This is a genomic window from Delftia sp. GW456-R20 (assembly GCF_001622915.1).
Classification (GTDB): domain Bacteria; phylum Pseudomonadota; class Gammaproteobacteria; order Burkholderiales; family Burkholderiaceae_C; genus Comamonas; species Comamonas acidovorans.
The window spans coordinates 958,581-974,592 of sequence record NZ_LWCN01000004.1; the positions used below are offsets into that span (position 1 = coordinate 958,581).

13 protein-coding genes and 2 pseudogenes are annotated in these 16,012 nt (G+C 58.6%); 10 read left to right on the top strand and 5 right to left on the bottom strand.

Annotated elements, in window-relative coordinates; all coding sequences use genetic code 11:
* Positions 1–139: 139 nt before the first annotated feature.
* Positions 140–772: a glutathione transferase GstA gene (gene gstA, locus A4F85_RS09735; RefSeq protein WP_063326462.1), complete on the bottom strand. Its 633-nt coding sequence runs from the start codon at positions 770–772 to the stop codon at positions 140–142.
* A 150-nt stretch (positions 773–922) separates the two neighbouring features.
* Here gstA and A4F85_RS09740 point away from each other — a divergent pair, with 150 nt between their 5' ends.
* The 5 genes and pseudogenes from A4F85_RS09740 (at position 923) to A4F85_RS09760 (ending at position 5,720) form a co-directional block, all read left to right on the top strand.
* Positions 923–1,246: a winged helix-turn-helix transcriptional regulator gene (locus A4F85_RS09740; protein ID WP_013802924.1), complete on the top strand. Its 324-nt coding sequence runs from the start codon at positions 923–925 to the stop codon at positions 1,244–1,246.
* Between the two features lie 92 nt (positions 1,247–1,338).
* Entirely contained in the window at positions 1,339–2,319 is a 981-nt protein-coding gene (locus A4F85_RS09745; RefSeq protein ID WP_063326463.1) for an AraC family transcriptional regulator, read from the top strand.
* 467 nt (positions 2,320–2,786) lie between these two features.
* The gene (locus A4F85_RS09750) at positions 2,787–3,734 is read left to right on the top strand and encodes a hypothetical protein (protein ID WP_156516996.1); all 948 of its coding nucleotides are present in this window, start codon (positions 2,787–2,789) and stop codon (positions 3,732–3,734) included.
* 271 nt (positions 3,735–4,005) lie between these two features.
* Positions 4,006–4,998 (top strand): HNH endonuclease, encoded by a 993-nt coding sequence (locus A4F85_RS09755; protein ID WP_063326465.1) that lies wholly within the window; start codon positions 4,006–4,008, stop codon positions 4,996–4,998.
* 74 nt (positions 4,999–5,072) lie between these two features.
* Positions 5,073–5,720: pseudogene (locus A4F85_RS09760) on the top strand (IS30 family transposase).
* A 244-nt stretch (positions 5,721–5,964) separates the two neighbouring features.
* Here the strand turns inward: A4F85_RS09760 and A4F85_RS31415 are convergent.
* Together A4F85_RS31415 and A4F85_RS30525 are read right to left on the bottom strand one after the other, a co-directional pair.
* Positions 5,965–6,513: a reverse transcriptase domain-containing protein gene (locus A4F85_RS31415; RefSeq protein WP_082848176.1), complete on the bottom strand. Its 549-nt coding sequence runs from the start codon at positions 6,511–6,513 to the stop codon at positions 5,965–5,967.
* A gap of 1,113 nt (positions 6,514–7,626) precedes the next feature.
* Positions 7,627–8,523: a phosphoribosyltransferase-like protein gene (locus A4F85_RS30525; RefSeq protein ID WP_197485477.1), complete on the bottom strand. Its 897-nt coding sequence runs from the start codon at positions 8,521–8,523 to the stop codon at positions 7,627–7,629.
* 186 nt (positions 8,524–8,709) lie between these two features.
* Between A4F85_RS30525 and A4F85_RS29545 the strand changes: the two are divergent.
* The 4 genes and pseudogenes from A4F85_RS29545 (at position 8,710) to A4F85_RS29550 (ending at position 12,241) form a co-directional block, all read left to right on the top strand.
* Positions 8,710–9,608, top strand: a pseudogene (locus tag A4F85_RS29545) (IS5 family transposase).
* A gap of 604 nt (positions 9,609–10,212) precedes the next feature.
* Entirely contained in the window at positions 10,213–10,557 is a 345-nt protein-coding gene (locus tag A4F85_RS09770) for a hypothetical protein (protein WP_063326466.1), read from the top strand.
* Between the two features lie 479 nt (positions 10,558–11,036).
* Complete coding sequence (locus A4F85_RS09775) at positions 11,037–11,975, top strand: BRO-N domain-containing protein (protein ID WP_063326467.1); 939 nt, start codon at positions 11,037–11,039, stop codon at positions 11,973–11,975.
* 80 nt (positions 11,976–12,055) lie between these two features.
* Positions 12,056–12,241, top strand: coding sequence for a hypothetical protein (locus tag A4F85_RS29550; RefSeq protein ID WP_197485478.1), 186 nt, complete (start codon positions 12,056–12,058; stop codon positions 12,239–12,241).
* A gap of 39 nt (positions 12,242–12,280) precedes the next feature.
* Here A4F85_RS29550 and A4F85_RS09780 read toward each other — a convergent pair whose 3' ends face one another.
* Together A4F85_RS09780 and A4F85_RS09785 are read right to left on the bottom strand one after the other, a co-directional pair.
* A complete protein-coding gene (locus tag A4F85_RS09780) occupies positions 12,281–12,565 on the bottom strand; it encodes an immunity protein Tsi6 family protein (RefSeq protein WP_063326468.1) in 285 nt (94 codons plus the stop codon).
* A 124-nt stretch (positions 12,566–12,689) separates the two neighbouring features.
* Entirely contained in the window at positions 12,690–14,849 is a 2,160-nt protein-coding gene (locus tag A4F85_RS09785; RefSeq protein ID WP_063326469.1) for a methyl-accepting chemotaxis protein, read from the bottom strand.
* A gap of 257 nt (positions 14,850–15,106) precedes the next feature.
* Between A4F85_RS09785 and A4F85_RS09790 the strand changes: the two genes are divergently transcribed.
* Positions 15,107–15,970, top strand: a complete 864-nt coding sequence (locus A4F85_RS09790; protein WP_063326470.1) for a LysR family transcriptional regulator — start codon at positions 15,107–15,109, stop codon at positions 15,968–15,970.
* The last annotated feature ends 42 nt before the right edge of the window (positions 15,971–16,012 follow it).

Consider the following 16,012-nt stretch of genomic DNA (forward strand, 5'->3'; position numbering starts at 1 on the left):
ATTCTATCGAGACAGAACGCATGCGTATCAGTCTGCGGCGTGGCCACAACGGGCGCGGTGGCAGGCATGGACCGGCGGGCAACGGTGCGGCGGATACGGCCAAGCCACTCCAGCGCACCGCCATGTGCCCTGCCCCACCCTATCGCAGACCTTCCGCCTGCAGCGACTGGCGCACGGCAGGCCGCTCCCGCATCCGCGCGTACCAGACTGCAAGATGCTCCAGGCCATCGAAGCGAATGCTCGTCTTGTAGACCGACTCCAGCCACGGCGCCTGCCCCCACTGCGTGAGCGCGTACAGATAGGCATCGGCCACGGTGCAGCCATCGCCCATCAGGTAGCGCTTGCCGGCCAGTTGCGCGTTCACCCAGGCATACCGCTGCTCCAGCTTGGGCTTGGCCGTCTCCACGCCGTACTTTCCCGCCAGCACGGCATACAGCAGCGGGATGAAGCCCTTGTGGATTTCCGAATTCAGGAAGGCCAGCCACTCCAGCAGCCGATAGCGCTCCAGGCTACCCTGGGCCGGCGCCAGAAGCGACGCAGGCCGCAGGTCCGCCAGGTACTGCAGGACGGAGGGCCCTTCCCGCAGCAGGCTGCCGTCGTCCAACTCCAGCAGGGGGACATAGCCGAACGGACTGAGCGCACGGAAATCCCTGCCGTCTTCCGTCTGGTGGGTCTTGTGGTCCACCCGGACCAGTTGGAAATCAAGCCCCAGCTCGTTCAGGACAATGTGCGGCGCCAGCGAACAGGCGCCCGGCAGGTAATACAGCTTCATGGAATTTCTCTGGTGATGGAACAAGGGGCCTGCGCGTTCAGGCACAGCCCCTGGCCAATGTCATGCACCAGGGATAAATCTGGAAGAAGGCAATAAAACTGCCCATAGGTTAAAAAAATATACCTGCCGCCTGCCTATGATGAATGTGCTATGAAATCCAACATCTCCGGCTGCTCCGTGGAAGAAGCCATGCGCCTGCTGGGCGGCCGCTGGAGGCTGCTCATCGCCTCCTACCTCATCGACGGCCCCCGCCGCTTCAACGACCTGCGCCGCGACATGCCCGGCATCTCCCAACGCTCCCTCACACTGGACCTTCGCGCGCTGGAGGAAGCGGGCCTGGTCAAGCGCACGGTCTACCCCACGGCACCGATCAAGGTGGAGTACGAATTGACCCAGGATGGGGAGCGGCTGAAGCCCGTGGTGGGGGTGATGAAGGAGTTTGGGTTGTGGGTGAAAGGCAAGGCGCCGGCCTGACGAGAACTGCGCCGGCTGGTTGTCTCCATCCGCCCCCCTGCTGACAGGCAGGCCCCATCGCCGCATGCACGGTGATTTCCAGAACAACGACCATGACGAACAAGCCTTCCGAGCAGGCATCCCGCGCCGAGTACACGCGACGGATCAATCGCGTGCTCAACTACATCGATGCCCACCTGGATCAGCCCCTGGATGGCGCACATCTGGCCGACATCGCCAATTTCTCGCGCTTCCACTTTCACCGAATTTTCGCCGCATGGATGGGAGAAACGCTGGGCAGCTATGCGCAGCGCCGACGGCTCGAGAAGGCGGCGTTCCGGCTGTCCTGCGGCAGCAAGGAAACCGTGCTTGAAACCGCCTTGGCCACCGGTTTCCAATCGGGCGAAGCATTTGCGCGCGCCTTCAAACTCAAGTTTGGCTGCACGCCATCGGCCTGGCGCTCCACCACGCTTGAGCGGCTGAAAACCCAGGCGGCCGCCATCGGGCAGCCGCCAGGCAGCCAGGAGAGCAATCCTGATCAGGTCTTCGGCAATCTCCATCAGGAAGACCTGTGCCCGTTCGGCGAACCTCAGGGCTCTTGTCACCTGAAGGAAGAAATCGCCATGGACGTAAGCATCATTGATCTACCCAAAGCACATGTCGCCTATCAACGCTTGATCGGCCCCTATGGGCCAGCCATAGGCCAATTCTGGCGAGGCACCATTGCGCCGTGGATGCACTCCAATGGCCTCAGCGATCAAACGTGCTACGGCATAGGCTATGACGACCCCTCTCTCACACCCGCCAGCAAATGCCGCTATGACGCCTGCGTGGAAGTCCCCGCGCATTTCGTCGCCAGCGGCCAGGTGGACACCCAATCCCTGCCGGGCGGCCGCTACGCCGTGGCAAGGTTCAAAGGAAAACCCGAGGGCTTGGCCAACGCCTGGATGTGGCTGACGCGCGAATGGATGCCATCCAGCGGCATGCAATGCGACGACCGGCCTTGCTTTGAGATGTTTTCTGCGGTCACCGCCATGGATGCCGAGACCGGGGAGTTCTGCTGCGACATCTGCATTCCGGTGCGGGCGCTGTGAAGCGACTCAAGCCGGTTGAGGTTTGACGAATGTGTTGGGTTGGCCGGTTGAATCCACTACCCGCTGCAGGCGTTGGACCTTAGCCGTCAAGTGTCGGCTTTGCAGCGATTGCTGCTGCTCATCGTCTCATGGTGAGCTTTCGGCCACAGCCGCATAGCGGTCGTCAGAGCTCCAAGGCTCAAGCCGGACCAGCGACGGGTTTTAGGCAAGTAGCCGACGGTGACCCGAGAACTTCTAGAAGTCCGCTATTGCCGTGCCATGAATAGGCACCGTCGCCCCGTGGCGGCCGGTCGTCACGCCAGCGGCAATGGCAGCTCTCCAGCGGGATGCGGTCGGTCGCAACCGAAGCGCAACGCTCCCACCGCCCTGCCGCGTAGCTGATTCGCCTGGAAAATGCGAACAAAATGCTCTAATCGGCAACGCCGATTGGCGGCCAGGTTTGAACGCGGCTTTAGGAGGCTTGGTGAATGGGATTCTGGGACCTACTTTCTGCGATGGGGATTACTGCTGTCACCACCCTTGGTGTGGCATGGCTGCTGACAGAGAAGCTCATCAATAACCGGCTTGCCAAGGACCTCAAGCAGTTCGACGCGAAGCTGACAACGGCAGTCAATGCAGCGAGGGCCGAGGTTGAGGCGCAGTACAAGGAAAGAGTTGAGCTGGTCTTGGGGGATGCCGCTGCAGATCGGGCCTATCGGTCCGAAGCGCGTAAGCGCCTGTACCAAGCACTCGGCCCACTGCGGTTCCAACTGCTCGTGGCAGCAGCCGAATGGACCAACCGCGTTGCCCGCATTGGCCTCAAGTCATCCGGTTCGTACGATATGTCGTTGCAGGGGCACTTCCTGCGAAGCACTGCGTACCGATTGCTACGTCTCCTGGCGATTGCCGAGCTGATCGAGCGCCAGTCGGCATTTGCTGACTTCATGGTGGACCCTGACATGCGCACGCTGCTCAAGTTCAAGCGTCAAGCTGGCCAGTGTCTTTCCAGTGCAGATGTTTCCATGGCTCATCCCGACGAGGACTGGACCAGTCAGAAACAGCATGTGTTCAGCGATGTTCTCTCGAATTTGGCTGCGGCCATGATTGTCAAAGATGCCGGTACAGGAATAGAGCGCGTGGTTCGCTTCGACGAATTTCAGAGGCGCTTCGAGGACGATGACTTGTGGAAGGAATTACATCCTGTTCCCGCGTTGATGGTCGGCTTCACGCCCAATTCGCGCCCGATCCTTTGGCTTCGCATGCTTGCGCTCTCTCAACTATGCATTGGACTGCTCGAAGCCCAAGGGGAACCCCTTGGGCTGGAAGTGCAACCGATTAACCTGAACGAAATGCTTCACTTGTCAGATGATGCGTTCATCATGGCAAAGGCAAACCAGTATGTCGGCGCCTTGAAGGCGGTCACTGCTAATAACTGAGCAATTGAGCCGTATGCCCAGGCCAATGGACAGCGTTACGACATCGACGCCGGCGTCACAGCCGTCTCGGTGCCGCGCGCAGCAAGGCCGAGGCCGGTACCGGTACAGTGGCCTTAGAACTGCGCAGCTACACGGTCACAAAGCTAGTGGCAATAGTCAAAACCAGCCGTTGAACGTTTCAGCTTAGCTATTATAGCCTTCGTAATTTTTTATAAAATCACAATATTGCAAAAAAGTTGCAACCTCATTACACATCAAAACTCTCATCAAAATGGCAACTGAAGATAGGTTCAAACAAGCTGTCATCGCAACCCTTGCTAGGAGATCAGCCAATCAGTGCGCCAATCCGGACTGCGGCGCTCTTACCAGTGGTCCATCTGAAAACCCCCATGACTCAGTCAATTTAGGCGAAGCCGCTCATATCTACGGAGCTAACCCAGGCTCTGCTCGCTACGAGCCGACGATGACTTCAGTTGACCGGAGCTCAATCACCAATGCAATTTGGCTTTGTGGTAACTGCCACAAATTGATTGATGATGATCCTGCGAAATATCCTTCGGGTCTTTTGTTTGAATGGCAACGTGCGCATGAGCAATTTATTGCGGAGAAGGTCGGGAAAACATCTGCGCTGATCAGAAAGAAGTTTGAAGATCGTCATCTCGAAGAATTTGGTCGTCTTAGCTACCTGTCCGAACGTTTGATTCTTGAGAAGGGTGACCTTTGGGAGTATCGCCTAACAGCTGAAGTTCTAAGATTTGAGATGGAGCCAGTGCAACATCGCTGGAATGCTTTAAAAAGAAATCTTTACACACTTCCCGGCACCAGAGTCACCAAAGAGGACTTCTTTCCCTGGATTGGGTTGAAGCTAAAAGAGATAAGAAATATTTCGCACTCTTTCGTCGAAATCAGTAATAATGAATTTGCTATCGCCTGGGGGGCGCCGGGAGTTCCTGGGAAAGATACCGCAATAGTCGCAACAGCCCGACTATACAGCGAAATGTGCCAAAGTGCTCTGAAATGGGAGGAATCTATAAGATTCGCATTTTTGGACAGAATATTTGAGGAACTTCAAAACCTACTAATAGGAACTGCGGGGAGAATTATTGATGAGGCTGCAAAGCTACCTGCATTTTTTGCAGAAACGCTTGGAAAAAATCCTGTGAAAGGGCGCTTTGAGCTGATTCTAGCGCTGAATTTATCAGAGGGATGGGGTGATGAAGTTAATGCGGCACTTGAGCGAATACGCATTCAGCTTTCCGAGTAAAAATCCTCTCTTGGCTGCGAATTCAACCGGTCGATGCAACACAATGACTGCACCTGGCGCAAGGAGTGCTGGCCATGAAGCAACGACCTCGGATCTACTACACCGAAGCACAGAAGGCGATGATGTGGGATCGCTGGAGCAAGGGCGATACTCTGCACCAGATCGGCAAGCTGTTCGATCGACCACATACCTCCATTCAGAGCATCCTGGCTGCAACCGGCGGAATCCGCCCGCCGGCGCGCCATCGGTCCCATTGGCCCTGACCCTCGCTGAGCGCGAGGAGATCTCGCGAGCTCTGGCAGCGGGCGAATCCATCCACTGCGTGGCTGCACGCCTGGGGCGAGCCGTACACGCGTTACGTGATGCTGGTCAAGCTGGCGGACAAACACTCGTACACGGTGGCTGCAGCGCTGGCCAGGCATGCAAGGAGACTGCCGCAAGAGCTCTATCGCTCCTAAGAGATGGCGGGGCATAAACGCTTCACCTTGGCTACCGACATTCAGGTCTACTTCTGCGACCCGCACCATCCATGGCAACGGGGCACCAACGAGAAAACGAACGGGTTACTCAGGCAGTACCTTCCCAAAGGGCTTGACCTGTCGGGCTACTCACAAGCTGGCACGGATACGATGGCAAGGCAATTGAACCAACGTCCCAGGAAGACGCTGGGGTTCAGAACACCTGCTGAAATGTTTGATGAGTGTGTTGCGTTGACCGGTTGAATCCACCGTCTGATGCGGGCACTCGTTGCGTGAACCAAAATGCAGTCTCAGCGACCGCTCTGCTTGCAGAACCCGCGGTTCTATGCAGTTTATCGATGCAGAGTCGAAGTGATCCCCGTAGAGGCTCACGCCTAGTGAGGGCGCATTCACGCAATCACTTAGAGGAGAAATTTGCCAGGCGTGAAAACTACCGTTCGACATTTGAGCTGGGGATTTGTCGATGGAGCGACGCTCAGCCTAAAGGTTAGTCTCTCCCTCCCCCGTGTAGATGTTGCAGCTGTGCGACCTGAGCAATGTAATGGAGTACACGCTCATTTGCGGGTTCGATCATCCGCCAGTACTCTAGTTGCCCGCGTAACCTGAGCAGGTACTTGGAGTCCGTTATCTTTAGCTTGGAACGATGACTAATATACCCAAAAGTTTCAATAAAATGCATTTCATGAGAAAGGCGGCGGCGTCTATCCCGTGGCAGCCGCGCAGTTCCCGATGCAATATTTATGCCGGTTAAGACCTTTGAAGATGCGGATGGCCCATGCGATCTCGTCTTACCGGGATTCAGCGCGAATCCAGACTCTTTAACCGCAGCATCTACAAGAATAAGCACGACTGGTGGAACGTGTTGACCGGAGAAACAAATGTCGTCCGCATAGCGCGTATACGCGAGGTCGAATTTACTAGCGATTCCTGCCAATCTCCGATCTAAAGTGACACAGATAGCATTACTCAAATGCGGGCTAGCTGGACTCCCTTGCGGAAGGTGACCATCAAGACAACAAAGCGAGGCGAGTGCGATTTAAACCTCGTAGTTATATCCAATTGCTGAAAACCAGCCAATGAGCCGCTTCTTCGAGATGGATGGGAAAAAATCTTTAAGATCAACAATAAGTAAGCACGCGTCAGCAGTTAAATGAGGTGCGACATTGGAAATGATGGATGATTTAGGTCGGTAAGCCGTAGCAGAAGGGTGCATCGGCAGTCGTCCTATTATTTGAGTGGCAATCCACCGTTGGCACTCTTTTAAAGACGGATATGGTGAGGAGATACTCCTTAAACCACCAGATTTCTTTGGGATGCTAAATGTTCTGTAGAAGCTTTCTGGCGCACAGGACGCACGTGCAATAAACTCTGGCGTTCGCCCTAATAAATCGCACAAATGCCGAAAGTCGAAGATTACAGGCACTCCTCGCTTTACCAAAGGTCTAATGTAAGCGAGGTATTGAGCGGAAAGGTCCTCCCGAATTCCACGTGAGCGAAAGTGAGAACTCCACTCATTGTAAGTAGGTAGCTTTGGTAGGGTGTCAGCCGAGTGGTCCACAAAAAACCTTTAGGTTTCATTCTGGACAACGACCAAGGGTCGTTGTCGCTTGCCGTCTATCCATGAGGAAAAGGCGTTCGCGCCTTTTCCTCTTGGATGACGGTGCGACGCGTTGCTTGCAACGCGTCGCAGGGTCAGAGCTTCGTAGAAGCTCTGACCCTTAAGGCCAAAAATAGCCTCAGCTAAGAACGGCAACACGCCGTCATTCTGGATTACTGCGGCTGACCTAGTTAGTATACAGGGTACGCTGCAAAGCACGCAAGAAGCGCCCATGGTCGGGTAAATAGAGCGATGTGACAGGAAGCTGCGGAGCAACGTACTGCTCGGCGAAGGAGGTGTGAGGCTGTGATCTGTGCCCACGAGTAGCCAGTTGAAGTTGCTTCGCTCCTTCTGCGGTTACTACGAGGTACACGCCATCTCGGTTCAGAAGTCCACGTTCCTGAAGCGCAATAATTGTGGTGGCGAAACGAGCTACATCCCAGGACAGTTCTTTCCGCAGTTGCACCATGGTATTGGATTTTAGCGATTGAAGGATCTGCAGAAGCTTTCGCTCGTTCGTAGAGAGTTCGACTGGCATTTGCCTCCAAAAAACTATAATGCCCGAGGAAGAAGCGGACGACGATCACGTAATCTCAAATGCTGAGGCCACCAAAAAATCGGGAAAACATTGTTTGGACAGCTACCGCTATGTCGAGAGTAGAGAGCTTCAGATGCTGCATAGCCTAACGAGGGCATTGCCTCGCCTTCAAAATGAGAGGCAAGCACCGCTTCAAGATCGCTCATCACCGAATATTCCATTTCTTGCATGTCTGGGGTGGCATAGTCCTCAATGCCCTTCTTCAACGCGATACAAACATTCAGAGATTCAAACTCCGAAGAAATTGAGCGAAGCCCTCGCATCATGCCAACAAGCGCAATACCGTGAATAAGTGGAATAGATCGACGCTGCTGGTCGAAAATTCTGCGTAAATTTTTGACTCGACCAACGAAAGATTGACCAGACCCAATGAACTCGTCCACCAATAATAATGCGTCAAAGTCCTGCTCTCGCGCAGCTGCGTCGTATCGATTCAGGTTTCGAACCTTGTAACGACCGATCCCAGCAAGGGTGCTGACGAGATCGTACAGAACACGCTGCGCACTATCTTTCTGTCGATCTGCAGTAGTCGCACAAAGAATGGTTCTATTTAAATCAAATGTCTCATCAATATATTTAGCCATATCGAGCAGATGCTGCTCATACGCATCTGTCGATAAGAAGGTAAAACGCTCCAACAGACGGCCAACTAATGCAGGGCCATGTTGAGATCGAGCAGAATCCGCTTCTTCCAGTAGATTAACTAGAGCCTCTATCCTCCGCTCGTGCCTACCAATCCATGGGATGTTCAGCGCGAACTCCTGAGCTAAATTTTCAATAGACACCAATAGCCCAAATGGTTTTTTGGAAGCAGGATTTCGCCTGATAGGAACTAAAATAATAGAGATCACAAAGCATAAAAATATGTTACTCCTGGGATTCTTTCGAGTTGATTCGTCAACTCTGATTTTTAAAAAATTTCAAATTCCAGAAAATTCCAAGTTTGACGCAGATCCACTCGCGACTTTCTCCTATTCTAGCAAACTGAAAGGGCATTGTTGCACAACTCCAGCTCTGCAGTGCGGTAGGCTCGCCAGATGAGTGAATCGAGCTGGGGGCGCAAGCGTTACCGCACCACAAACTGGAGGGCGTACAACGCAGCGTTGAAGGCCCGAGGCGACTTGACGATCTGGCTGGTCAAGGACATGCAGTGGTTGGCCCCTCCAAGCGGCAAGCATGGCCGCAATTGCACCTTCTCAGATGCTGCCATCCAGTTTTGCCTGGCCATCAAATTTCTGTTCGGCTTGCCTCTGCGGCAAACCCTGGGCTTGGTGCATTCGTTACGCAAATTGATGGGCCTGCCTTGGGCTGCGCCGACTAAAGTACGGTTTGCCGTTGGCAAAAGAGTCTGGATGTTCAAGTGCACTACCGTTCAAACAGCCAGGGCCTGCACGTGCTCGCTGACTCCACGGGCATCAAGTTCCTGGGCGAAGGCGAGTGGAAAACAAAGAAGCATGGCGCAGAACGTCGTCGTCAATGGAGCAAAGTGCATCTGGGTATTGATGCCGACACTTTGCAGATCCGGGCCATCATTGTGACCACCAATGAAGTCGGTGACTCGCCAGTGGGTGCCGAGTTATTAAATCAAATCCCCAGCCATGAAACTGTGGCCAGACTAGTGGGTGATGTAACGTATGACACAGAGGACGTACATGAGGCTTGTCACCGGCGTGGAGTCACCCCCCTCATCCCGCCGCGCAAAGGAGCAAGGCTGCGCAAAGCACTGGCATTCACCCATTTCAATGAGGCAGTCAAGGCATGCACGCGATTGGGGCGTGCCATCTGGAAACACTGGAGCGGCTACCACCGCAAATCATTGGTGCAGACGAAGATGAATTGCTTCAATCGATTGGGTGAGAAGGTGATGTCCAAGACGTTTGAGCGGCAAGTAGCGGGGCTCAACATTCTGGCATCCATCCTCAATCGATTTACCTAACTGGGGATGCGCCTAACAGCGGCCGAGGTATAACTGCGTCTGGGGTTTGAGGTGGATCGGCCTCCGGCCGATATTGCTACAAAGCCGCATAGTTGTGCAAATCGCTTTAGCCTCAAAGGCTAACTTGGATTGCTTGGGCGTTCCGCATTTGGTTACGAACGGGAGCAGTCGAGGAGTCAGCGAGCTGATGGCTGCGGCTCAACATGAATCTGCCTCCTCTAACTGAGGCCATCGTTAAGATCGATACGTGGCCTGTCCGGCGGTCAAGTGACCGGTTTCGAGGGTGATACCGCTGCTCAGCATTGGCGAGGGGGAATGGCTGGCCTTAGCGATTACCGCTCCCGGCGTACTGATGCGCTAATGACTCAGATCAGCCTGAACCCGCCACGCTGGAGGTCTTCTGCAGCGTGAGCGGTCTGTCGCCTGGCGGCAGGCTCTGCGGATCAGCGGGATAGTGTTGAACTCCCCGCCAGCGGTCGTGCGCGTCAGCCAGCAATCGACCCATTGCTGGCGCTAACTTCTCGGCAGTAGTTGTTTGCTTTGCAGCAGAAGCGAGCATCGTCCGTGGGCAGAATAGACATCGTTAACGCAATGGAGGTACAGGATGTTGGATGCGCCTGAACCGCTCGCCGCATGCAGGGAAGTAATCCTGTACTGGAGGCAGCTATCTCAGCTGGCTGAGTTCGCAGAGCTACGGCATGGCTACGGAAACAGCAACGGGGGATTCGGCGTCATCTATCCAGAAGACCTGGATGAGTACGAAATTCAGGTTGAACGGATCAACATCCCACCGAGGACCTTGCTTGTCTATGGCTTCGCAATTGCGCTGCCACCGGGCTGGGAAGTCCTCGTAGAGGAGAGCGTCTACCTGGGTGTGCTCTCGTCAATCTTGAAGGAGCACGGACTAGCAGTTGAAGCAGGCCGCGTCGAACTACTGTTGAGCAACTGAGATCCGCTTCCAACCTGAAGCCGTCATCTACCGGGATGTCTGTGAGGACCGCTCCTGGCCGTCTGCTGACCCACAGGTCCTGAGCAGCTGATCTGCAAAGCAACCAAACCACCTGATGTAGCTCTCGCAAATCACTGCAGAGCCCTCCCATCAACACGCCCCTGCATCATCCATCCGCTACACCTGCGTAGACGAGTTGGACAGCTCCCGCACCCCCACACCTGCTACGATCCACCCCGGTGCTCAACACACCTCATAGGCGGAAGTCACTCCCGTAAGTCCAGTGGCTTTTTTTCGTCCATACGTTTCGTCTTGCCCCGAGGTCCGGGGCAAGGCTTTCTTATGGCCGGGTGGCGCGCAGCTATACAAGACCCTTCGGGGGAAATCTGCGGGCGGCCCTATGACCGTGTTGAAGCACCCGGCCGCCTCTCTCAACAGGAGGCGAAGTTGGTAGTCCAACGAATCATAGGAGGCCAGTCATGGCTACGCAGACCCCGTCCGTCCGTGGAATCCCTGCAGACGACATCACCCCCCAAACCCTCCACTTCGGCGACATCCCGATCCGCACGTTCTCCAAGAACGGCGTGATCTGGTTCCTGGCCAAGGATGTGTGCACCGCCCTGGGAATCTCCCGCCACAAGCTGACCACCGGCAAGCTCGCTGAGGACCAGCGCTGCACCGTCCGCCTTGCCAGCGAACCCGGCTGCAAGCCCAGGCGCGAAGCCGTGGCGGCCATCAGTGCAGAAGGCCTGCATGCACTGATCCAGGCCAGCCCCTCACCTGTGGCCAAGCGCTTCAGGCGCTGGGTGAAGCACAAGGTCCTGGCCAGCATGGATGCATCGGCCAAAGACCGCAAACCCAAGTACAAGGCCAAGCACCCGCCCCAGAGCCTGATCCCGGGGCCTGCGCCCAAGGTCTTGCGCCGCATCCGCACCTGCGATGACCTGTCTTTCACACAGCGCAATGCGAAAGGGGAGCGCATTCAGTGGTTTGTGCCGCCGCGCGTGAACAGCGGGCATGAGCACTACGGGATTGGAGAGATCTGGTTCAGCGAGGTGGTGGAGCTGGCCCGCCACAACCCCAGGCATGCCTATGACGCCATGCGGTTTGCGGGGCCGGAGATGGCGCGGTACTGGAACCATGGGCACCCTGACGGCTTCTTTGACCGCATGGCACGTTGGGCGCTGGGGGCCATTCTGGCCAATGCGCAGGAGCCCGCGCTGCCGTTCGAGCTGCCCTGCCTGGGCTTTGCGCCGCTGGAGGGCATGGAGGCCATGCTGGCGACTGCGGCTGCGCCCCGGCCGCTGCCGGAGCATGTGCAGGAGGCCATCGACAGACAGGCCTGGCAGGAGGCGGCCGAGTGCCAGCGGCATTACTACGAGCGCCGCCGCCGTGACCTGATGGCGCGGCACGACTGACGCGGGCGTCAAATGCCACTCCTTTGCCCCAGGAGTGGCCAGCGGCTGGCCGGGAAGTGTTCCGGCGCCTTGATTCCGCAGTGGGTGAAGCCTGGTATTGCGAAGTCACCAGGGCAGGCCAGAGCACCCCGCAAAGGCTGTGGATGAGCGATGTGCCCGGCTTCATTGACCGCCGCGACTCTTTCAAGACCGCCGAGATCAGCGGCAACAGCTACATCGCCAAGAGCCGCCTGGGCCGGGTGGTCTTCGAGACTCCGCTGGCGTAGCGCCCAACTGCCCTCGCCATTTCCTTTGCTGGAGCGCGCTCAGGGCAAATCGATCTTCAGCCCGCGCCCGGTCTGCACGGCTACGTAGTGCGCATCCTTCAGGGCCCGGGCCAGCTCTGGATCGGTCTCGTCGAACTCCTTGACTGCCATGCTGCCGATGGTGATCTGGTGCAGCCTGGAGCGGTCCAGGCCCCGGTCCAGCAGCACCGCACGCACGTATTGCAGCTGTTGCGCCAGGTGTTGGAAGACATCGTGCCCTGGCAGGGCCAGGGCACGTTGGGCCACCAGCGCCAGGGCGCGATCGATGTATTCAAGGGGCGTCAATGGGATTCAACCGGTTCATGGAGTGGCTGCAGAGCATGCCAGAGCACCGCGGGCCCGAGAGGGCGGGCCGCTGGAGCCAGGGGCTCCAGGGGCACCAGGCTCCCCTGGCCTCACCCGGTGGCTCTCAGAAACTGTCCCAGTCGTCATCGGCCGTGGAGGCCATGGCGACGGGCTTGGCGGCGGCCGTTTTTGCTGGAGCCGCCGGGGCTGCGGGCTTGGCCGCGGCAGCGCTGGGCGCCAGCGCCGGGGCACGGCGGATTGCGTCGCTGGTGGTTTGCGCGGCGCTCGCTGCGCGGGCCGAAGTCTGCAGCGGCGCACCGCTGCCGCCCGGCAGCCTGAAGACCGAGACCACGCGCACCAGTTGATCGGACTGGTGGCGCAGGCCTGCGGCTGCGCCGGCCATTTCCTCGACCAGGGCGGCGTTCTTCTGCGTGGTCTGGTCGATGTGGGTGATGGCCTCGGCCACCTGGGCGACGCCGCTGTTCTGCTCGGCGCTGGCGTGGCTGATGTCCGAGATGAGCTGGGTGACCTTGCGGATTTCCTCCATGGCCTGTTCCATGGTTTCCCCGGCAAACGCGGCCTCCTGGTTGCCGGTGTGGATTTCGGCCACGCTGTGGCTGATGAGCTGCTTGATTTCCTTGGCGGCCTCGGCGCTGCGGCCTGCCAGGGCGCGCACTTCCTCGGCGACCACGGCAAAGCCCCGGCCATGCTCGCCCGCACGGGCTGCTTCCACCGCGGCGTTCAGGGCGAGGATGTTGGTCTGGAAGGCGATGGAGTCAATGACGCCGATGATGTCGGCGATCTTCTTGCTGCTGGCGTCTATGCCCTGCATGGTCTGCACGACCTTGCGCACGGCCTGCCCGCCTTCGGTGACGACGCGCTGGGCTTCGCGCGTGATGCGGTCGGCCGATTGCGCGTGGTCTGCGTTGTGGGCCACGGTGGAGCCCAGCTCTTCCATGGCGGCGGCGGTCTGCTCCAGCGCGCTGGCTTCGCTTTCGGTGCGGGCGGCCAGGTCCTGGTTGCCCTGGGCGATTTCCGCGCTGGCCAGGGCCACGCTGTGGGCCTGTTCGTTCACGCTGCCGACCACGCGCGTCAGGCCCGTGCTGGTGGTGTTCATGGCTTCCAGCAGGTGGCCGATTTCATCCTGGCGGTCGCTGGCGATGCGCACGGTCAGGTCGCCATCGGCAATGGCGTAGGCCATGTGGCTGGCCTGCTTCAAGGGGCGCACGATCATGCGGCGGATGAGCCAGAACCATGCCGCCGACAGCAGCAGCACGGCGCCCAGGCCCATGAGGGCGAACTGCAGGACCAGGCTGCGGGTCTCGGACACGGCTTCGTCCACGTAGGCGCTGGTGGCAATGACCCAGTTCCAGGGTGCGTATTGGCTGAAGACGACCAGCTTGTCGCGGGCCTGGGTTTCGCCCGGATTGGTCCAGGGATAGGCCATGCTGCCCTGCTTGCGGTCCAGCATGTCGCGGATGAAGAAGCGGCCATCGCCGTCCTTGGAATCGCTCATGTTCTGGCCTTCCAGGGCGGGATGCACGACCAGTTGGCCGCGCTGGGGGCCGTCTTCGGCATTGAGCACGTAGTAGTAGCCGGTCTGGCCCACCTTGAGCGCGCGGATGGAGTCCTTGAAGTGCTCCAGCAGTTGCGAGAAGTCCTGGCCCACGAAGGCGATGCCCACGGTGGCGCCGGAAGCGTCCTTGAGCGGGCGGTACTGCGTCATGTACTGGCGGCCGAACAGGTGGGCCAGGCCCATGTAGCTTTGGCCGGCCTGGATGGCGGCGTAGGCGGGATGGGCGCGGTCCAGCCGGCTGCCCAGCACGGCCGCGCTCTGGTCGCCTTTCTCGTTTTTGAGCGTGGTGGCAATGCGCACGAAGTCGCCCTGCTCCTGGGCCGCAAACACGGTGGCCACGGCGCCGGTGCTGCGCGTGAAGGCCTGCAGGTGCGCATCGTTGCCGTTGAGCGGCTGGCCGTCCAGGCTCAGCACGGGTTCGCCGCCGCTGGTGTCCAGGCTGAGCGTTCCCTGCAGGCTGCGCGCCAGGCTGTCGGCCAGGAACTGGGTGCGCTGGCGCAGCTCCTTGTCGGTGGACTCGACGAAGTTGTGCAGCATCTGGACGCCCTGCTGCATCTCGTTGTGCATTTTTTTCTGCAGGGACTTGCTCACATCCCAGGCAATGCCCAGCACCAGCAGCGCCAGGATGGCGGCGACCCAGACAAAATTGGTGAGTGACAGCTTTGCGCCCAATCCTTGGCGGCGCCAGAAACGTTGACCGATGTGCATTGATGCATCTCCTGTGCGGCGTTGTGCGCCGCTGTTGTGCGCGCACAGGCGGGGAATGCCTGCGTGCCAAGCCATGCTGACCAAAGTCAAGCCCTGGTGATTCATGGGCCGAAGCGTATCGACGCTGCCGCATGCGGGATTTGAGATGGGTCAAGGAAGTAACCAAGTGTTGCAACGACAGCGTCCGGCCCATCGCGCCCCGGCTTCGGCTGGGCGCGTCGACAATTCCGGTTCCACCGCTTTGTCTGCCGTGTCCCATGTCCAATGCCCGCCTCCCCTCCTTCCGGTTCCTGATCGGCTTCGAGGCCGCAGCCCGCCTGGGCAATTACTCGCGCGCGGCAGAGGAGCTGTGCATTTCCCAATCCGCCGTGAGCCACCAGATTGCGCAGCTGGAGCAGCAGTTGGGCCAGCCGCTGTTCCGCCGCAAGGGGCGCGGCGTGGAGCTGACGGTAGCGGGCCGGCTGCTGCTGGACAGCGTGGGCAAGTCGCTGGACCAGATACGCCACGGGCTCAGCCGCATAGAGACCTACATGGACGACAGCCTGGTCACCATCGTCTGCCCCGCCCCCGTGGCCAGCGGCTGGCTGCAGCCGCGCCTGGACGGCCTGCTGCAGCGCCACCCCCAGCTGTGCCCCATCGTCTCCACCGACGAGACAGCGCGCTACATCGACGAGCTGGATGTGGACATCGCCATTACCCGCGAGCCGCTGCGGCAGACCGATGTGCTGCAGGTGCCGCTGCTGGCCGACGAGCTGGTGGCCGTGCGCGCACCCGGGCCGCACACAGGTGCCGGCCTGCTGTGCCTGGAGGAAGACCTGACCAGCGACCGCACCGGCCCCTTCATCCGCCAGCACCTGGGCCGGCAGCGCAAGACCGCCATCTACGACGACGCACGCCTGCTGCTGGACGCGGCGCTGCGCGGGCGCGGCTGCGCCGTGGTATCGCGTCTGCTGGCGGACGAGGCACTGGGCACGGGCCGGTTGCAGTTGGTGGAAGGCATTCCACCCTTTGCACTGGGCCGCCTGTGGATGTCGCGCATCGAGGGCGAGCCGCGCATGGCGCTGGTGCGCGAGGTGTTCGACTACCTTGTGGAGCAGGCAGTGCCTCGCCCTGAATCATGAGCCCAGCTGATTGATCAAGGCAAAAGATATCAATTTTCAGAA